This is a genomic window from Mastigocoleus testarum BC008, from assembly GCF_001456025.1.
Lineage (GTDB): Bacteria > Cyanobacteriota > Cyanobacteriia > Cyanobacteriales > Nostocaceae > Mastigocoleus > Mastigocoleus testarum.
Window position 1 is genome coordinate 1 of sequence record NZ_LMTZ01000126.1, and the last position, 20,678, is coordinate 20,678.

General features: G+C 37.0%; 11 protein-coding genes and 1 pseudogene. 8 read left to right on the forward strand and 4 right to left on the reverse strand.

Features of this window, described 5'->3' with window-relative positions:
* The 7 genes from BC008_RS32650 to BC008_RS32675 all read left to right on the forward strand — a co-directional run.
* On the forward strand, positions 1 to 1,979 hold a 1,979-nt coding region (locus BC008_RS32650; protein ID WP_058184223.1), incomplete at its 5' end, for a CHAT domain-containing protein.
* A gap of 10 nt (positions 1,980 to 1,989) precedes the next feature.
* Positions 1,990 to 4,518 carry a CHASE2 domain-containing protein gene (locus tag BC008_RS32655; RefSeq protein WP_027845839.1) on the forward strand — a complete coding sequence of 843 codons (2,529 nt, stop codon included), beginning with the start codon at positions 1,990 to 1,992 and terminating at the stop codon, positions 4,516 to 4,518.
* Positions 4,515 to 5,360, forward strand: coding sequence for a hypothetical protein (locus BC008_RS32660; RefSeq protein ID WP_027845840.1), 846 nt, complete (start codon positions 4,515 to 4,517; stop codon positions 5,358 to 5,360). The genes BC008_RS32655 and BC008_RS32660 overlap by 4 nt, the downstream gene beginning before the upstream one ends.
* Before the next feature lie 265 nt (positions 5,361 to 5,625).
* Complete coding sequence (locus BC008_RS32665; protein WP_027845841.1) at positions 5,626 to 5,955, forward strand: tetratricopeptide repeat protein; 330 nt, start codon at positions 5,626 to 5,628, stop codon at positions 5,953 to 5,955.
* Positions 5,956 to 6,012: 57 nt separating this feature from the next.
* Entirely contained in the window at positions 6,013 to 6,162 is a 150-nt protein-coding gene (locus tag BC008_RS49850) for a hypothetical protein (RefSeq protein ID WP_161938192.1), read from the forward strand.
* A 130-nt stretch (positions 6,163 to 6,292) separates the two neighbouring features.
* The gene (locus tag BC008_RS32670) at positions 6,293 to 7,810 is read left to right on the forward strand and encodes a CHAT domain-containing protein (protein ID WP_082650685.1); all 1,518 of its coding nucleotides are present in this window, start codon (positions 6,293 to 6,295) and stop codon (positions 7,808 to 7,810) included.
* Complete coding sequence (locus tag BC008_RS32675) at positions 7,777 to 10,710, forward strand: CHAT domain-containing protein (RefSeq protein ID WP_235595972.1); 2,934 nt, start codon at positions 7,777 to 7,779, stop codon at positions 10,708 to 10,710. Before BC008_RS32670 ends, BC008_RS32675 begins: the two co-directional genes overlap by 34 nt.
* Positions 10,711 to 10,833: 123 nt before the next feature.
* Here BC008_RS32675 and BC008_RS32680 read toward each other — a convergent pair whose 3' ends face one another.
* The 4 genes and pseudogenes from BC008_RS32680 to BC008_RS32695 all read right to left on the reverse strand — a co-directional run bounded on the left by BC008_RS32680 (position 10,834) and on the right by BC008_RS32695 (position 17,487).
* On the reverse strand, positions 10,834 to 11,184 hold the full coding sequence (locus BC008_RS32680) for a helix-turn-helix domain-containing protein (protein WP_027846998.1): 351 nt from the start codon (positions 11,182 to 11,184) through the stop codon (positions 10,834 to 10,836).
* A 9-nt stretch (positions 11,185 to 11,193) separates the two neighbouring features.
* A pseudogene (locus tag BC008_RS32685) lies at positions 11,194 to 11,373 on the reverse strand (type II toxin-antitoxin system RelE/ParE family toxin); the annotation flags it as partial.
* A 36-nt stretch (positions 11,374 to 11,409) separates the two neighbouring features.
* Positions 11,410 to 15,153, reverse strand: a complete 3,744-nt coding sequence (locus tag BC008_RS32690) for a CHAT domain-containing protein (protein ID WP_058184225.1) — start codon at positions 15,151 to 15,153, stop codon at positions 11,410 to 11,412.
* A 120-nt stretch (positions 15,154 to 15,273) separates the two neighbouring features.
* On the reverse strand, positions 15,274 to 17,487 hold the full coding sequence (locus BC008_RS32695) for a caspase family protein (protein WP_235595973.1): 2,214 nt from the start codon (positions 17,485 to 17,487) through the stop codon (positions 15,274 to 15,276).
* 298 nt (positions 17,488 to 17,785) lie between these two features.
* On the opposite strand from BC008_RS32695, the gene BC008_RS32700 reads away from it, so the two are divergent.
* Entirely contained in the window at positions 17,786 to 20,677 is a 2,892-nt protein-coding gene (locus BC008_RS32700) for a CHAT domain-containing tetratricopeptide repeat protein (protein ID WP_058184227.1), read from the forward strand.
* Position 20,678 lies beyond the last annotated feature (1 nt).

Genomic DNA, 20,678 nt, shown 5'->3' on the forward strand with positions numbered 1-20,678 from the left:
TGGAATTGTCCAGACTAATCACTTCTCGATCTATCTTACCTTACGTCCTAACTAAGCTGGCGATTGCTATATCACTAGCAATTATGGAGACAACACTGGGTAAACAACATCCCGACGTTGCACAAATCCTCAACAATCTGGCAGAACTGTACTGGTTAAAAGGTGATATTACCCATGCAACTAATTTTTTCACTCGTGCTTCAGAAATTCAAGAACAAAATCTAAAACTTATCTTTACTCGAATTTCAGAACAACGAAAGCAATACTATATCAGAACTTTTTCAGGCACAACTAGTCGTATTATTTCTCTATCCCTTGGGGAAGCCCGCAACAATCCGAAAGTAATACGACTAGCATTAACTAACGTACTGCGTCGCAAAGGACGAGTACTCGACACAGTTACCAACAGCACCCAAATATTACGCAGTCAACTAAAAAACAATCCCCAAGCAAAACAACTATTTGATGAGTGGCTGGAGGTACAGCAGCAGCTATCAGCACTGGTGTACAAAGAGTTAGGAAAACAAACGCCTGCACAATATAAAGCTAGATATCAAAAATTAGAAGCCAGAAGAGAAGAGTTAGAAGAAGCTATAAATGTTAAAAGTGCGGAATTCCGCAACGAATTTGAACCAGTAGAGTTAGCAGCAGTCCAAGCTAAAATACCCAAAAATGCAGGATTAGTGGAGATTGTGCAGTATGAGCCATTTAATCCCAAAGCTAAAAAGCAGGATAAATATTTTGGTAAGCCCCGATATGCGGCGGCTATATTGCGAAACCAGGGACAGCCGAAATGGGTTGATTTGGGTGAAGCTACGGCGATTAACAAGTCAGTTTTCGAGTTACGTAAAGCTTTATTAAGCAAGAGTAAACTATCAAAAAACGATTCTGCTTCACCAGAAAAACGTGGCGGTGTTATACCTGGACCTGCTGACGGGAAGTATCTTAATGAGCTTGCTCGCAATTTGGACGAGCAAGTCATGAAGCTTATACGTCCCCACTTGGGAAATGCGCGTCATTTACTACTATCCCCCGACGGACAATTAAACCTGATTCCTTTTGAAGCACTACGAGATGAAAAAGGTAAGTACTTGATAGAGAGATATGCATTTTCATATCTTACTAGCGGACGGGATTTGTTGCGGTTTGATTCGTCTGCTAGTAATAATTCTACCCCTGTAGTGTTTGCAGATATCGACTACGATCAAAAAGAAACTACAGTTGCAACAAGTACTCGCGGTGATTCCCGAAATCGTCGTTCAACTGACTTAGCAAGCTTAAAATATGGAGCGCTTGAAGCCACATCCAAAGAAGCACAACAAATTAAATCAATTTTTACCAACACCAAAATTATCTCCAAAAAACAAGCTACGGAAACTGCTCTCAAACAACTTCAGTCTCCCAGTATCCTGCATTTAGCTACCCATGGTTTCTTTCTTCCTGATGTTGAAGTAGATTTACCCACGTTTGATGCGGGGTTAATTACAAATAAAATTGCCAAACCAACACAAAAAATCCAACTGGAAAATCCCCTGTTACGTTCGGGATTGGCTTTAGCGGGTTTCAACAATCGTAACCAAGCTTCAGCTAGTAGCAATGATGGTGTACTCACCGCTCTTGAAGTTGTGGGATTGGATTTGAAAGGAACCGAATTAGTAGTGCTATCTGCTTGTGAAACCGGCTTGGGTGATGTGAAAGTAGGTGAGGGGTTGTATGGGTTGCGTCGCGCTTTAGTAATGGCTGGTTCTCAAAGTCAGGTTTTGAGCTTGTGGTTGGTGGACGATGCTGGAACCAAAGACTTGATGGTGAAGTATTATCAAGGTTTGAAAGCCGGTAAAGGTAGACATGAGGCGTTACGGGAAGCACAACTTGAGTTATTATCAACAGCAGGTTACGAGCATCCTTACTATTGGGCTAGTTTTGTACCATCAGGTAATTGGAGAGCGCTTGATATGAAGAAAAATACATATCACGAGTAGCAAAAAACCGATGATTAATGTATATCTGAAAATTCAGAAAGTAGATCGAACCTGTTTATTTGAGCTTTCTTGGGGCAAAGGTCAACAACTTAATGCTCAAATTACTTATCCTGAATCAATCGCATCATCATATCAAGAATGGCAGCGATTTTACCGCAAATTTTATAGCAATAAACTCCGGGGAAAAGTTATAAATCAGGGGGTTGTAGCTCCTCCATCAACTGATTGGCAAGCAAAATTAGTACAAGCAGAAGCTAAACTATTATATGAATTTCATCAATGGTTACGTAGTAGTAATTTATATGATATCCGTTCTAAGATTAGTACATTAAGTAAAGAATTAGAAGAACAAAAAAGTAAAGATATCAACTCAGTTTGTGGCTTAATTACAAATATTTTTATTAGTTGTAACGACCTAGAATTAGCACATTTACCCTGGGAAGCATGGGAAATTGGTACAGAATTTGCTGCCGATAAAATCCGTGTTATTCGTCAACCAATTAATATTATTCAAGCTACATCGGAGCGAATTGTTAGACGTAAAGCTAGAGTATTAACAATTTTAGGTGATGATACCAACTTGAATTTTCAGGAAGAGAAAAAAGCTTTAAAATCTCTAAATAAAATTGTTGATGTTGAGTTTGTTGGTTGGAAAGTCGGAACAGATATTGATGAACTAAAACAGGAAATAATCTCAGCCCTAAACTCAGATAAAGGTTGGGATATTTTATTTTTTGCCGGACATAGTAACGAAACTTATCTCACTGGCGGAGAAATTGCCATAGCACCTAATACTTCTTTATATTTGAGCGAATTAGAAAAACATTTAACAACAGCTAAAGAGAAGGGGTTACAAGTTGCAATATTTAATTCCTGTAGTGGTTTGAGTATTGCAAATAAATTAATCGATTTAGGTATTAGTCAAGTTGCAATTATGCGAGAACCGATTCATAATCAGGTTGCAACTGACTTTTTAGTTAAATTTTCCCAAGCCTTAGCTGAATATAAAGATGTGCATGAGTGCTTGTTAGCAGCAAGTCAGTATTTAAAAGTAGAAAAAAACCTGACTTATCCAAGTTCTTATCTGGTTCCCTCTTTATTTCGTCATCCCGCAGCACCTTTATTTCGTATCGAGCCTTTTCAATTTAAGCAACGTCTGAAAAGTTTAATTCCAACCCCTTTAGAAGCTGTAACAATTTCTGCTTTAGTATTAATTAGTTTACAGCTTCCCGTACAGGGTTGGTTGTTAGAAAGACGGGTATTAGCACAAGCCATATATCGCAATTTAACAGGTCAAATTAATTCGGTAACAACTCCTCCTGTTTTATTGGTGCAAATAGATAATGAATCAATTAAAAAAGCCAGAATTTTTAATCCTCGACCGATGGACCGCAAGTATTTGGCGAGTTTAATAGATAAATTAGTAGAATTAAAAGCGCCAGTTATTGGTATTGACTATTTATTAGATAGACCAAATCGAAATAGCGATCGCATTTTGGCAAATTCTATTAAAGCTGGGTTGAATTCTAGATCTCAAACCACTAAATCTCAACTCACTAGATCTCAACCCACATGGTTTGTGTTTCCTAAAACTCGCGATCCTAATGGTACATGGCTGAGCGTACATGAAGAAATTGCGAGTTACAACTGGAGCTTACCAGGAGAAATCGAGGTTTTACCTGGTTATATGCAACTACTACCCAGTTCAGATGATAACCCTAAACCCAGACCTTTAGGATTTGTTTTAGCTCTTTCCCATCAATTACAGAAATCTCCCAATTCACCACAACCGCGATTAGAAAGCAAACAAGATTTTTGGGAACAGATAAGCGTTCGCAGTAAAACTGCACGTACCGTTCATATTAAAACTAATGGCAATAATCGCAAATATTCAAATTTGAAGATATCAAATTTGATATCTGCAAAAATTCGTTTACAACCATTAACAGCCAATAGTTATCATCTGGGTCAAATGTGGTTGCATCCAATTATAGATTTTTCTATACCTCCAAACCAGATATATCAAACTATTTCCGCTTGGGAACTATTAGAGAATTCAAGTTTTACTAAATTCCAAAAACAACTTTCCCAGCAGATTGTAATTATTGCACCAGGTGCATATGGCGAAGCTGGAATCGCACAAAACAATGAGGATAATTTTGATTTACCTGCTGCTTTAGGTTACTGGCGAAATCAAATCGATCAAAACAATACCCGTGGAGTCCTTACAGGTGGTGAAATTCACGGATATATGACCCATCACTACCTAAAAAATAGAATAGTTGTACCTATTCCTGATTTATGGACAATCGGTTTAGCAATAATACTGGGTAAATTTACATCTGATTATTTGATAAAAAATCTGGAACAACGCCAACAAAACTTGATTCTAATAAGTATAGCTTCCACAATCTATGCATTAATTAGTTTACAGCTTTATATTTCACCAGCCGCGATTATTTTGCCTTGGTTATTACCAACAATAACTTTTTGGTTTTACGTTCTACATGCTTTTTATCAGAAAAAGGCTGATTTATGAATAAAATTACATCGATACGACGTAGTTCAATTTTATCTGTTACAGTTTTAATCTATTTATTTTCGTTAAATCCTCAAACTGTCCACGCACAAAACACTTCACTTATACAAAGCTTGTGGAATCAGATATTCAAACCTAAGTCCAAGTCTAAACCCAAGCCAAAATCCAAACCCAAACCTAAAGACCCAGAACCACCGATAAAACCACGTAGAACTGGTTCTCGTCCAGGAAAACCCCTGTGCTTAATTTCCCCGGATGCACCATCCCAAACCAGAATTGTCTGGAATACTAAACCATTCTTTCTCTGGAAAGGTGACATTAAGAAAATAGCAATAGGAATCCCAGGTAATAAGGAATATCTAGAGACTCAAATTGTAACCGGGACTCAAAGTATAACTAATGAAAGTGCGGACAACACAAATTCAAGTGGTAAAAGTGCAAACTATACAAGTGCAAACTATAAAAGTGTAAATTATACAGGTCAAGCCTTGGAACCTGGTAAAACTTATAGGTTGTCAGTATTTTTAAGCGAACATGAAAGTGCTTATCCAACCATGTTCGTTCCCTTTAAAGTGATGGAAGCACCCCAGCGAAATCAAATTGCAGTAGAATTGAGGGTTTTGGAAAGATTGCAAAAAAACAAGGGTGCAGATGCAGAAAAAATAGCCCTAAGTAAAGCTAAGTACTTTGCACAAAAAGGATTATGGTCTGATGCACTACAGCAAGTTTATTCAGTTCCAAATCCATCACCCAAATTGTCACAAATGATTAAACAACTACCAAATCACTTATGTCAACCTAAACAATCTTCTGTAAACATTGGACGTTCCAGAAGTCGTTAGAATTTTGTCTATCTTGAGAACTTGATGTAGAGACGTAGCATTGCTACGTCTTTTTTACTAATTCAATACTATTTTTGCATACCCCCAAAATACCCAGATATATAAAAAATTGGGTAAGCAAGAGAGATAATTAAATAATTTTACAGAACTGCATACCCTCTGAAATACCGAGAAATATAAATCATTAGAACGCACACAAAAGTGTATCTACTATACATTTCGATTACTCATTAACTTTATCAATAACTTAACTGGAGAGACACAAATGAAAGTTTTAAAAGTAATACCTGCAATCGTTTTACTCGGCTTTATGGTAGTTAGTCAAAAAGCAAATTCTCAGACTTTACCTAAAATCGAATTGAAATTGAAACCACAAATTGAGAAATTGCAAGTTGACCCAATACAAACTCCTGACTCGAGAGAGGATAAACAGACAGCACAAATCTATTTAAAAAAAGGACTTGAACTATTTAAAGCAGAAAAATTTAATGAAGCAATTCAGGCTTTCGGTGAAGTCATAAAAATTCAACCCAACAATCAATATGCTTACTTATTTAGTGGATTAAGCTATTTTCAATTAAAACAATACCAATAAGCAAAAGCTAATTTAGATAAATCAATAGAACTGGATTCTTCCATATCTTATGCATACTTGTTCAGAGGATTTACTAACTATCAATTAGGTAAAAAAGAAAATGCAATTACAGATTTACAAATAGCAACTAGTCTCTTTGAGAATGATGGAGATAAAGAAATGGCTCAAAAATCTCGCAATGCAATTGAGCGTATACGTAATACTTAATTTTTGAAGTTGAATCTAGTTGAACTACCCTGCAAATTACTTTTAATATTTGTGGGGTCGAAGCATAACTAATTTCCAAAAAATTAAGCATTATTTTTATGATTTCTTAAATGGGAGAAAAATTCAAAAAATGAGCTTATCGCAACTAATAACTAAAATAGTATTAACTTTGGTTGGTATTACCATATATCCTTCATTACCTTTAACCAGTGCAATTGCTATAGTCAAATCACCAATAATCAAATCCCCTACATATTTAAATATAGGTTCAAATTTGCAAAATAATTATATTTTATCTGAGATTTCACACTCACAGAATATACAAGCATCTCAAAATTTAATTAAAACTCTAATTCTCCAAAATAAACCTGAAGCAGCCTTAGAAATTTCCGAAAATAGTCGCCAACGTGCATTTAGAGATTTATTCACAAAAAAATTACCCACAATCAATGTTGATCCAATTTCAATCGAGCAAATTAAAGAAGTTGCAAAAGCTCAAAATGTGACATTGGTTGAATATTCACTTTTGACTGAAGAAGTAAATGTTGATGGAAAAAGAAAAACACAAGAATCAGAATTATTAATTTGGGTCATCAAACCTACAGGTGAAATTACCATGCGTCGCGTTGATTTAAAAGCTTGGCGACAGAGAGAAAAAACTTCACTTGGAGATTTAATTACTAGACATCGCAATCAAATCAATCTGAGAAGAGAGTACAATAAAGGTATTCGAGTCGCAGCGGAAAAATCAAAAGAAAAATATCATATAAAAAATTGGGAAAAACTTCATCAAGTATTAATTCAACCTATTGCTGATTTATTACCCAAACAACAGGGAAAAGGAGTTATTTTTATACCTCAAAGTGATTTATTCCTGGTTTCTTTTGCTGCATTACGAGATAAAAAAGGTAAATATTTAATTGAAAAATATACAATTTCTACCGCTCCCTCAATTCAAGTATTAGATTTACTTCATCAGCGAAAAAATGCACGTAATGGAGAAAAATCATTTGTCCCTACAACCATGACAAATGATGAATTATTGATAGTCGGAAACCCCACAGCACCCAAAAAACCACTCACAAAAGGAGATTCTTGTAAAGTACTAAACTTACCAGGAGCAGAAAAAGAAGCAAAAAACATTGCAAGGATATTCAACACTCAAGCATTAATAGGTGACGCTGCTACAGAAACTGCAATTGTAAATAAAATGTCACAAGCGAGAATTATTCACTTAGCAACAATGACTTATCCTAATGACTGTAAAACGAATAACCCTCCCGATGTAATTGCTCTTGATTCTTCCAATCAAGATGATGGTTGGTTGAGAACATCAGAAATCCAGAATTTAGACCTCAAAGCCGATTTAGTTGTTTTGTCAGGTTGCGAAACAGCTTTGGGACACATTACAGGTGATGGTGTAATCGGCTTGTCTCGTTCTTTCTTCGCTGCTGGTGCAGATAGTGTTATTGGTTCCCTGTGGGATATTCCCGATATACCAACAGCGATATTGATGACGGTTTTTCATGCTAACTTAAGTAAAAACACTGGTAAAGCAGGTGCATTACGTCAAGCGATATTGGAAACGATGAAAAAGCATCCTAATCCGAGGGATTGGGCTGGTTTTACGTTGGTTGGTTTGTTGTGATGTGGGGAGTTATAGGAATGGGTTATTACAAAATTGGGCGGAGTGTTTTAGTTAGTTCGTTGGTGGTTTTGTCTGCTTCTTTTGTTCCTAAGTTGCCGATGGTTTTGATGACATCGGGGGTTTTAGCGCAGACGATGGATGCACGGACAGCGGAAGCGGATAGGTTGTTTCAACAAGGTAATCAGCACTTTAAAGCCAATCAACTTGAAGCAGCATTACAATGTTTTCAAAAAGCACTAATTATTTTTCGGGATATCAAAAACCGCAAAGGTGAAGCTATGGTGTTAGCTAATTTGGGTTCGGTTTACTCTGTGTGGCAAGATTATCCAAAAGCGATTGATTACTACAAAAAATCTTTAACAATTGCACTGGAAATTAAAAACTCAGAATTAGAAGCAATAGTACAGCCAATGCTTGCAAAGGCGCAACTTAGAAGTAATCCCCAGAAACGAAAAGCTGATAGACTACACAACCAAGGCAAGCGACAGTACCGAAAAGGTCAATTGAAAGCTGCTTTATTATCTTGGAAGCAAGCATTGCAAATATACCGAAAAATTAAGGATCGTGCAGGTGAAGGTAGTGCACTGAATAATCTGGGACTTGCTTACAATTCTATAGGGGAGTATAAAATATCAATTGAGTTTTTCCAAGAAAGTTTAGTAATCGTAAAAGAACTTGGTAATCGCGCAGGTGTTGGTAGTACGCTGACGAATCTGGGAATTGCTTACGATAAACTAGGGAAGCATAAAAAAGCTATTGAGTATTACCAACAAAGCTTGGGAATTTTCAAAGATATTGGTTCTCATAAAGGTGAAAGTCGGGTCCTGACGAATCTGGGAATTGCTTACGGTTCTCTAGGAGACAATAAAAGAGCAATTGAGTTTTTCCAAAAAAGTTTAGTAATCGTAAAAGAACTTAGCGATCGCGCTGGTGAAGCTGCTACATTAGATAACCTCGGAGGTGCTTACAATTCCCTAGGAGACTATAGAAAAGCTATTGGCTTCGAGCAACAAAGTTTAGTAATCGCTAGAGAAATAGGCGATCGCGTTCGTGAGAGTAGTGCGCTGAGTGGTCTAGGAACTGCTTACTATTTCCTGAGAGACTATCGGAAAGCTATTGGTTTTTATCATGAAAGCTTAGCAATTGATAAAGAAATAGGTGATCGCGCAGGTCTTGGTAGTGGTTTTGGTCATTTAGGAAATGTTTACAACTCTCTAGGAGAATATCAAAACGCCATTGACTTCTATCAACAAAGTTTAGTAATCGCTAGAGAAATCGGCAACCACCCCGGTGAAGGTGCTTTGCTGACTAATATGGGACTTGTTTACAATTCCCTAGAAGACTATAAAAAAGCTATTGAATTACACAAACAAAGTTTAGTACTTTTCAAAAAAATCGGCGATCGCGATGCTGAAGGTAGTACCCTGAATAATCTGGGACTTGCTTTGTTCAAATCTAAGAATTTTGTAGAAGCCGAAAAAGTCTTAAAATATGGAGTTGAGGTTCGGAAGTCTCAGCGGAGTAGACTAGGAAACCAGAATAACTTAAAAATTTCCATTTTTGAGAAACAAGCAAACATTTATAGTACCTTACAACAAGTACTAATCGCCCAAAATAAAACCAATGCAGCCTTAGAAGTTGCCGAAAGTGGACGCGCTAGAGCTTTTGTGGATTTAATGACTAGTCGTCTCTCCCCTAATAGTGATATTTATTCCGCTACGGAACCAACTATTAACCAAATAAAACAAATTGCTAACGCACAAAATTCTACTTTAGTCCAATATTCAATTATTGGTGAAGAATTCAAAGTTGCGGGTAAAGGACAAACCAAAGAATCCAAACTCTACATTTGGGTAATCAAACCCACAGGTGAAGTCACCTTCCGTAAAGCTGACTTAAAACCATTGTGGCAAAAAGAAAACACAACATTAGGTAAATTAGTTTCCACCACCCGTAAATCCTTGGGTGTTAGTGATGATGAGCGCAATATTTTTGATGTCAAAGTCAAAAATCCCGTGAATGAAAAAATACAAAAGGAAAGCTTACAAAAACTCCATCAACTATTAGTTAAACCCATCGCTGACCTCTTACCAACTGACCCCAATCAACGCGTTACTTTCGTTCCTCAAGGTGATTTATTCCTGGTTCCCTTCCCTGCATTAATGGACTCTAAAGGTAAATACCTGATTGAAAAACACACCATTCTCACCGCACCCGCGATTCAAGTATTAGAATTAACTCGCCAACAACAAAAGCGCATCAAAACTTTACCAAAATCATCTCGAAAAAATGCTCTGATAGTAGGCAATCCTACTATGCCGTCATTTAATACCAAGTATGGAGAGCCAGGAAAACAGTTACCATCTCTACCAGGAGCCAAACGAGAAGCGGAAGCTATTGCACCCCTATTTTATACCATAGCCTTGACTGGTGACGAAGCCACGGAAACCGCTATTAAAGCCAAACTTCCCCAAGCAGGATTAATTCATTTAGCTACCCACGGTTTATTTGATGGTTTCCAAGGATTACAAAGTTCCATTGCTCTTGCACCCTCTTCTCAAGATAATGGTCTTTTGACTGCATCCGAAATCCTAGATATCAAACTTAATGCTGATTTAGTGGTATTGAGTGCTTGTAATACAGGTAGGGGTCGAATTACTGGTGATGGGGTAATTGGTTTATCTCGTTCGTTAATTAGTTCCGGAGTTCCCAGCGTTTTAGTTTCATTGTGGTCGGTACCAGATTCACCTACAGCATCATTAATGACGGATTTTTATCAAAACCTCAGCAAAAATCCTGATAAAGCTACTGCACTGCGACAAGCGATGTTGACGAGAATGAAACAGCATCCAAATCCTCGTGATTGGGCTGCTTTTACTTTGATTGGGGAAGCGGAGTGATTTTTTAATTAGCATTTATATTTGTCGTTAGGAAGAGAGGGGGTAGAAAATATTTTTTACTATATACCGTCAGGTGTTGGGTTGCGCTTCCTTAAACTAACCTATGAACTACTTAAGCCCTTATTAAGAACCAAATTCAACGTCATCTAATTCTGATTCCTCGATTTCCGAAATACCTACTAACGTAACAGGTGGAAGGTTGGGAAATTCAACAACAAGCTTTAAATTACCTCCCATCGCTGCAATATACTTCTGCAAAGTTGAAAGCATCAAATCAGTACGCTGTTCCAAACGAGAAATATTCCCTTGATCAACTTCTAACAGTTCAGCCATTTGTTTTTGAGTTAGCTTTCTAGCTTGTCGCAACTGCTGTCGAGTCATTTCTTCTGCAATCAGCCTTTGTGACTCTTCCTCAATTTTTTTTCGTCGTTCTGGTGACAATTCTTCTAATTTTTCTTTTAAAGTTTTACCCATAGCTTATTCTCACTTTTCGTCTTGTTGATTTTTCAGTTGGGTTAAATGTGTTTCAAATCTTTTATCAGCCGTTTTGATTAGTTGCTTATAAAAACGACTTTCACTACCACCGGATTTATCTCCTGCCACTAACAATATTGCATCGCGTCTGGATTCAAATGCAAATGCAACACGCCAAACACCATTAGCTATCAAGCAAAGTCTCACAGCACCCTTGTATATTGATTACTCCGCTTCTCCAACCAGGGTAAAAGCAGCCCAAGCTTTGGGATAATTAGGGTGTTTCTTCATTACCTTTAACATTGCTTGTCGTAAACCTTGGGCTTTATCAAGTTTCCTTTCATAGACATTGGTATAAAATTCTGTCATCAATTCAGCAGTGGCAGCATCGGGAACTTGCCATAATGAAATCAGGACACTGGGAACTCCAGCAGAAATTAAGGAACGAGATAACCCAATTACTCCATCACCAGTAATCCTTCCTCTTCCAGTATCACAAGCACTAAGAACGACTAATTCCGCCTTTAATTTCATTTTATAATCAAAAACTTCACCCGCAGTTAACATTCCATCGCTACCACCTCCAGGTGCAAGCGCAATCCCACTTTCTCTAGGTTGTACTTCGTTAAAGGTTCCGTGAGTAGCTAAATGAATTAACTTAGCTGATGGTAATTTTTGAGTAATTTTATATTCAGTAGCTTGGGAACCAATTAACGGTTTAACATTCAAAAGTTTGGCGATCGCCTTTGCTTCTTTTTCTGCACCACTCAGGGGTTCAAATCCTGGTGGCATTGGGCTAGGATTACCTACAATTAGATATTCTCCGCTTTTATTAGCTAATTTTTGTCGTTGTTCGTTGGTTAATGCTAGTACTTGAATTGAAGGTGCGGTGAGAATAGTATGTTTTTCAATCAGGTATTTTCCATCAGCATCCATTAAAGCTGGGAAAGGTGCAAGAAATAAGTCTTGGTGGGGAATGAAAATAACGCGGGAATCGTCATATTTAGGTAAGAGTTGAGCGATGGGTTTAATTAGTAGTTGGTGGAGTTTTTGTAATTTTTCGGTTTGTTCTTGGGGATTGGCTAAAGGTTGTTTGACAATTGCTGAAAATTTACTTCTTACTCCCATAGATGCACGAGTGGTACTTACTAACTCGTTGAGAGGAATTTTTAAGGATTTCAGGTCAACTTTTTTGAATGCAACTTCACCCGTGGGTTTGATTACCCAAATGTAGAGTATTGATTCGTTAACTACAGAATATTCAACTAGTGTTGATTGTTGCTGTTTGGCTATTTTCTTAATATCTGAAATGTTGGGAGATTTAATATCTATTTGACTGTCGGGGTTGAGGTTTCGTGTTAGTAAAAAGACTAATGCTCTGGCTCTACCGCGTTCAGATATTTCTAGTGCTTGGTCAATTTTATTTTGAGATACTAAAGCGTATTGTAACAATTTATAAGTATCATTCTGTTCTTCAAAAATTGTTACCTGCTGCTCATATGGTAACTTTTCTCTTAATGATTCCCAAAGTTTTATAGCGGTGAATAATTTTGTTTGTGCATCTAAATATTTACCTTGAAAAACATAATTTGCTCCAATACCGTTGAGAGTTCTACCTATCATCACTTTATCGCCTATTTGTTCGCTAATAGCGAAAGCTTGTCGATAATTATTTAATGCCTTTTGGTACTCTCCCTTCAGGTTGTAAACTTCTCCAATATTATGGAGACTTGTAGCTTTACCAGCTTTATCGCCGATTTTATGAGCAATTGTAAATGCTTGTTGATAATTATTTAATGCCTTTTGGTACTGCTCTAAAAACGTGTAAATGACTCCAATATTACTGAGAATTATACCTTCACCAAATTTATTGCCAATTTGTTGAGTGATATTTAAAGCTTGTTGATAATTATCTAATGCCTTTTGGTATTCTCCTTTACTCCGGTTAACTTGTCCAATATTGGTAAGAGTTGTACCTTTACCTGCTTTATCATCAATTTTTTGAGCAATAGTTAAAGCTTGTTGATAATTATCTAATGCCTTTTGATATTCTCCCAGTCTCCCATAAATTTTTCCAATATTGTTGAGAGTTCTACCTTCACCAAATTTATCATCAATTTTTTGAGCAATAGTTAAAGCTTGTTGTAAATACTCTAATGCGTTTTGGTATTCTCCCTGAGTGTCGTAAATTAGTCCAAAACCATTGAGAACTCGAGCTTCATTTGCTTTATCGCCAATTTTTTGAGCAATGGTTAAAGCTTGTTGATAATAATTTAATCCTTTTTGGTACTCTCCCAGACTTCGGTAAACTCCCCCAATGTTGTTGATAGTTACACCTTCAACAGCTTTATAACCAATTTTTTGAGCAATGGTTAAAGCTTGTTGATAATAATTTAATCCTTTTTGGTACTCTCCCCAATTGTCGTAAAGTGTTCCAATATTATTGAGAGTTGTAGTTTCACTTGCTTTATCGCCAATTTTTTGAGCAATAGTTAAAGCTTTTTGAAAATTATCTAATCCTTTTTGGTACTCTCCTTGCTTGTTGTAAACTGTTCCAATATTATTGAGAGTTGTACCTTCACTTTCTTTATCATCAATTTGTTGAGCAATAGTTAAAGCTTTTTGATAATAATTTAATCCTTTTTTGTACTCTCCCCGATTGTTGTAAACTCCCCCAATACTATTGAGAGTTTTAGCTTCACCTACTTTGTCATCAATTTTTCGGCGAATAGTTAAAGCTTGTTGATAATTATCTAAAGCCTTTTTATATTCTCCCTGCTTGTGGTAAACTATTCCAATATTGTTGAGAGTTGTGCCTTTAACAGCTTTATCATCAATTTGTTGAGCAATAGTTAAAGCTTGTTGATAATAATATAATGCTTTTTGATACTCTCCCAGAATCCATAAATTTTCCCCAATGTGGTTGATAGTTACAGCTTCAATAACTTCATAGCCATTATTTTGAGCAATAGTTAAAGCTTTTTGATAATGATTTAATGCTTTTTGATACTCTCCCTGACTTTTGTAAACTCCCCCAATATTATTGAGAGTTGTAGCTTCACCATATTTATTACCAATTGTCTGAACAATGGTTAAAGCTTGTTGAAAATAATCTAATGCCTTTTGATTGTCTCTCAGATTCCAGTAAATTTCTCCAATATTATTGAGATTAGTACTTTTAAGAGCTACATAATCATTATTTTGAGTAATAGTTAAAGCTTTTTGATGATAATCTAATGCCTTTTGATAGTTTCCTATATTTCCGTAGACTGACCCAATATTATTAATAGTTGTAGCTTCTCCATGTTTATCACCAATTGCTTGAACAATAGTTAAAGCTTGTTGAAAATAATCTAATGCCTTTTGATTGTTTCTCTGATTCCGATAAACTTCCCCAATGTTATTTCTAATTTTACCTTCAAAAGGTGTTAGATTATTTTTTTGAACAATGGTTAAAGCTTGTTGAAAATAATCTAATGCCTTTTGATGCTGTCCTATATTGACGTGGACTAACCCAATGTTATTTATAGTTGTAGCTTCAAGAGCTTCATGACTAATTTTTTGAGCAATAGTTAAAGCTTTTTGATAATTATCTAATGCCTTTTCATGTTCTCCCAAATTCCAGTAGGCTAAGCCAATACCATTAATGATCATAGCTTCAAAAGCTTTATCATCAATTTCTCTGGTAATGATTAATCCTTTCTCAAATAAATCCAAAGCTTGTTGATATTTACCTTGATTCGATAACTTCATTCCCTGTAGAATCAACCTAATTAATTCTTTTCGCTGTTCTTCCCTCCCCTGTGCTTGTGCTGTTAATGTAACCCTTTCCTCTACTTCCCCCACCCGCGAAAACGCCACATTCGGAGTAAATATCAACGAAAGCATTATTGTCATCACTGCAATGCGATCGCGAAACATTGATAAATTGTCTTTCTTGTTTTTATCGTATTTGAGCTTATCCCGCATTTATCACTCCTTAACCATCTGTATAATTATTCTTATTTCTCAGTCATGATGAAACTATGCAATTTTGACTTATGTCCTATGGACATGCCACGCTAATGACTTCCGCGAAGCGATTGACAACTAACCCACCTCAAAAGATAAGGAAAGAGTCACCATTTGCTTAACTTCCATAGATTTTGATTTATCTTTGCTAGGAATAAGACCACCAGCACGTTCACTACTCAAATCACTCAACAAATCGTCAATTGCTCCCACTTCTCCTTTTAAATCTATGGGTTGGCTTCTCAAACCTCTTTCTTTTGCTAGTGCTGACAATGTTTTTACAGCATTTTTCAAAGGTAAACGACTTGCAATTAATAAAGCTTCTCCAGAACCTTTTTTTAATGCTTTTAATTCCAGTTCTTTGGGATTACCAATTACCATTGTTTGACCTGCTACTAAGCGCATTGATTGTTCGTTAGCTGGCCATTGGTAGGGAAATATTAATATAATATCTCCTGTGGAATCAATGAGTAACATTGTAATATATAGACCATGATTGGTGCGGTTAGTTACCTGAAATTCAAAAAGTTTATTTAGTGGTAAATTACCTGTTTTACTTTGCCTTAGCTGTCGCTGATTATTTGCACCTCTCACCGTCGTAACTCTAGCAATTGGTTGTGATTTTTGTTCTACTAAATTCATCCCCATTTCCACATCTAACAGAGAAGAATTAGCATTTAAGGTTTTCTTGAGAATATGTATTGCTACTAATGATTTGAGTTTTGCTTCCCAGTTATCAATTACCTTTGTAACCGTTTCTCCTGGTTGGCTAAATAAAGATTTATCTAATGGTTGGAATCCTTGGGTAAATAATCCGATACTACCTACTTTGGGAATATCTTTTAATCCTTCTTGCTGAAATTGTCGGTGATGTTCCGCTGTCATTTTACCTAAAATATAATGCACTTCATCGGTATAAGGAATATTTCCCGAACCTGAATTAACAGCTTTGATGCGTTTGATTTTTGTTAAGGCTTTGGTGATATCTGCTACTTCTCCAGCCAAGGAAGAATCAATTCCAATATGTAATTTTAAATCTGTGGGAATAGCGCGGCTAAATTCTTGTAATAACATTCCTACTTGGGGAGCTACTTTTAATTGTTCTTTCTCTACAATTGCTTTCCCAACCAATCCCTCACGGGATACCCCTTTAACTTTTCCTGCTGGTTTTCCTTGACTATCTAAAATATTCAAAACAGCACCTTTTTCAAAGCTGTCTAAACTTCCTCCTTCCCATCCTCCCAACCATAAAGTAACTTGATTCCCATTACTCTCTGTAATCACAGCATCAGTAGGTAGTGCTTTTTGATTGATAAAGTAAAATCCCTGGCTTTGATTACCATCTCCCAAAGGATATTGATTATATGATTTCAGAGTCGGAGAAATTTTAGCGATCGCACTTTCAACATTACCGGAATTATGCCAGAGATATTGAGTCATCAGGTAAGTAAAAGCACCCGCAGAAAAACCGGAGAAGGGAGCATCTGCTGCTAGTTCATCCTTTTGAGCAGAAGCGATAACTACCCCTTTTGCAACTCCTTGACAGCGTTTTTGAGCTAGTTCCTGTTCCGACAAACCCAAATCCTTCATTAAACGTTTTTGAAATTCGATTTCCTCCGTACTGGGACTAAAACCATCACCGGACACAGAACGGATGCGAAAATTCCCCCTAGTTCCACCACCAGAGAAACAACTATCCAACACAGCGGTAACATTTTCTGTCTTCAACGCAGACATAAGTAAAAACAAAGTACGTCCCATGATATCGGTCACTCTTCCTTCTCCATCATCACCGGGAACTAAAGTACTATTTAGTTCATTATTTCGGCAATTACGAACTGTTTCGCTAGTCTCAGAGAAACGAGAACCATGTCCGGAAAAATGGAAAACCACTACATCCCCTGGTTTAGCTTGTTTAATTAAATGTTCTTCAAATGTAGTTAAAATATTTTTGCGAGTAGGTTGTTTATCGGTAGATTCATCGCTAGTGAGTTTAATAATATCGTTGGGATTAAAACCAAAACGGTGAATTAACAGTTGTTCCTGCAAATCTACATCAGTGGTACACCCTTCGAGATTAGTAAATCTTTCGCTATTGGGATAATTATTCACCCCCACCAGCAGCGCTAACTTACACGGAGTATCCTTTGCTAATACTTGAGCATAGCGGTTGCTTTTACTGATGATATCAAATTGGCTCAGAGCTAGGGTGGCGAAAGTGGAGCCAGCGAATTGTAAGAAATGACGACGTTTGATAGTAGACATGGTTGGGGAATTTAAACTGTCAGCCATTGGTTACTCCTTCAGCGTATTGGTAATTATTTTTATCTCTGGCTAAACGGAGGTTATGCAGTTGTTGTGCTTCAATTATGATTCCTAAATTCAGTAATTATGCTGATTTTTTTGTAAAGATATAGTGAATTGTAACGATTTGGTAGATTAAATGCCAGAAATTAAGTTTATTCTGGTACAAAACATTTTAAAGCATTGATTTTAGGTCTTAAATCCTGGGTAAAGAACACCCATTTCTGCATAGGTTCATCAGCCATGAGAGATATGTAAAAACAGTAAGTTGAGATTATTCAGTATCATGAATTACAAAAAGCTTTTGCTCGTCGCTGTCACAACTATCGTCACCATAAGTTTACAATCTGCTGTGGTTTTATCAGCGATATTACCAGTGCATAAAGTATTAGCGCAGACAACAGAAGCACGGGAAGCAGAAGCAGATAGATTATTTAATCAAGGTATACAACAGGTTGGAGCAAATCAACTGGAAGCAGCATTACAATCTTTTCAAAAAGCATTAATTATTTACCGGGAAATCAAAAACCCTAAAGGTGAAGGCTGGGCATTAGCTAGTTTAGGATTGATTTACTTTGAATTGCAAGATTATCCCAAAGCAATTGATAACTACCAACAATCTTTAGCCATTGCACGAGAAATTAAAAACTCAAAATTAGAAGCAATAGTACAGCCAATGCTTGCAAAGGCGCAACTTAGAAGTAATTCCAAGAAAGCAAAAGCTGATAGGTTATTTGAGCAAGGTATTGAGCAGTATCAAAGTAATCAATTTAGAGCAGCATTGCAATCTTGGGAAGAAGCGTTAAAAATCTACCGCGAAATAGAAAACCGTGAAGGTGAAGGTAAAGTACTAGGAAATCTCGGCATTGCTTACGATATTTCGGGAGAATATCTCAAAGCCATTGAGTACCATCAACAAAGCCTAAAAATCGCACAAGAACTTAACAATCGTTTAGTTGAAGGTCAATCATCGGGAAATCTCGGTCTTGCATACCATGCTTTGGGAAACTACCCAAAAGCCATTGAATACCATGAACAAAGCTTAAAAATCGCACAAGAACTTAACAACCGTAATGGTGAGGGTGCAGCATTAGAAAATCTTGGACTTGCCTACCGTAACTTAGGAAACTATCCCAAAGCCATTGACTACCATCAACAAAGATTGGCGATTGCACGGGATATAAAAGACCGTAGAGGTGAAGGTCAATCGTTGGGAAATCTTGGTATTATCTATCATTCCTTGGGAGAATACCCAAAAGCCATTAAGTACCATAAACAAAGCTCAGAAATCGCAAAAGATATTGAAAACCCTTTAGGTGAAAGTGCAGCACTAGGAAATATTGGCAGTGCCTACGATGAGTTAGGAAACTACCCCAAAGCCATTTACTATCATGAACAAAGGTTAGCGATCGCACAAAAAATTAAATACCCTTTAGGTGAGAGTCAATCACTGGGAAATCTCGGTAGTAGCTATAATTCATTGGGAGATTATTCTAAAGCCATCAATTACTATCAACAAAGCTTAAAAATCGCACGGAAAATTAAAGACCCTTTAAGTGAGGCTCAATTATTGGGAAATCTCGGAGTTGCGTACCGTAACTTGGGAGACTACTCCAAAGCTATCGACAACCAACAACAAAGCTTAAAAATTGCACGGAAAATTAAAAACCGTAATGGTAAGGGTTTTGCACTAAGTAATCTAGGATTTACTTACTACAAACAAAGAAAACTAACTTTAGCTGAAAGTAACCTATTTGAAGGCATAAAAGTTTACGAATCTCTCCGGGGTCGAGAATTAAAGGATAGTGAGAAAGTCTCGATTTTTGAAACCCAAAGTAATACCTATAAATTTTTACAACAAGTCCTAGTCGCTCAAAACAAAAGTACGGCAGCTTTAGAAATATCCGAACGGGGACGGGGACGGGCTTTTGTAGAATTACTAGCTTCCCGCTTATCTACCAACCCTCAAGAACAATCCCCCAAACCACCAAATATTACTGAAATTAAACAAATTGCCAAACAGCAAAATTCCACTTTAGTCCAATATTCAATTATCTACGATGAATTCAAAATCGCAGGTAAACCCAAAACTAAAGAATCTCAACTCTACATCTGGGTAATCAAACCCACGGGTGAAGTCACCTTCCGCAAAGCTGATTTAAAACCATTGTGGCAAAAAGAAAATACAACATTAAGTGAATTAGTTTCCACCACCCGTACATCCTTGGGTGTTAGCGATGATGAACGCAGCATTTTTGATGTCAAAGTCAAAAATCCTGTGAATGAAAAAATACAACGAGAAAGCTTACAAAAACTCCATCAACTGTTAGTTAAACCCATTGCTGACCTCTTACCAACTGACCCCAATCAACGGGTTACTTTCGTACCCCAAGGTGATTTATTCTTGGTTCCCTTCCCTGCATTAATGGACTCTAAAGATAAATACCTGATTGAAAAACACACTATTCTCACTGCACCCGCAATTCAAGTATTAGAACTAACCCGCTCGCAACGACAACGAATAAAAAGTCAGCAACGGATACCAGGTAAATCTCGCCAAAATGCTCTGATAGTAGGCAATCCTACCATGCCTAAATTTAATACCGAATATGGTGAACCAGGAAAACAGTTATCATCTCTACCAGGAGCCAAACGAGAAGCAGAAGCTATTGCACCCCTATTCAATACCAAAGTCTTAACTGGTGACGAAGCCACAGAAACCACTATCAAAACAAAACTTCCTGAAGCTGGGGTGATTCATTTCGCTACCCACGGCTTATTTGATGGTTTCCAAGGATTACAAAGTTCCATCGCACTTGCACCTTCCTCTCAAGATAACGGTCTTTTGACTGCTTCCGAAATGCTCGACATCAAACTTAATGCAGATTTGGTAGTGCTGAGCGCTTGTAATACGGGTAGAGGTCGAATTACTGGTGATGGGGTAATTGGTTTATCCCGTTCGTTATTTCTGGCTGGTACTCCCAGCGTAGTGGTTTCATTGTGGTCAGTTCCCGACGCACCCACCGCAGAATTAATGACGGAATTTTACCAAAATTTGTATCAAAAGAATCTGGATAAAGCACAGGCTTTACGTCAAGCGATGTTGAAGATGAAGGAACAATATCCCAAAGCTCCCAGGAAATGGGCTGCTTTTACTTTGATTGGGGAAGCGGAGTGAT

What these genes read in the sequence shown, in the direction of transcription:
- BC008_RS32670 (WP_082650685.1), top strand. Translation starts at nt 6,293, where the DNA reads ATGAGCTTATCGCAACTAATAACTAAAATAGTATTAACTTTGGTTGGT.
- BC008_RS32700 (WP_058184227.1), top strand. Translation starts at nt 17,786, where the DNA reads ATGAATTACAAAAAGCTTTTGCTCGTCGCTGTCACAACTATCGTCACC.
- BC008_RS32680 (WP_027846998.1), bottom strand. Translation starts at nt 11,184, where the DNA reads ATGGGTAAAACTTTAAAAGAAAAATTAGAAGAATTGTCACCAGAACGA.
- BC008_RS32660 (WP_027845840.1), top strand. Translation starts at nt 4,515, where the DNA reads ATGAATAAAATTACATCGATACGACGTAGTTCAATTTTATCTGTTACA.
- BC008_RS32695 (WP_235595973.1), bottom strand. Translation starts at nt 17,487, where the DNA reads ATGGCTGACAGTTTAAATTCCCCAACCATGTCTACTATCAAACGTCGT.
- BC008_RS32655 (WP_027845839.1), top strand. Translation starts at nt 1,990, where the DNA reads ATGATTAATGTATATCTGAAAATTCAGAAAGTAGATCGAACCTGTTTA.
- BC008_RS32665 (WP_027845841.1), top strand. Translation starts at nt 5,626, where the DNA reads ATGAAAGTTTTAAAAGTAATACCTGCAATCGTTTTACTCGGCTTTATG.
- BC008_RS32690 (WP_058184225.1), bottom strand. Translation starts at nt 15,153, where the DNA reads ATGCGGGATAAGCTCAAATACGATAAAAACAAGAAAGACAATTTATCA.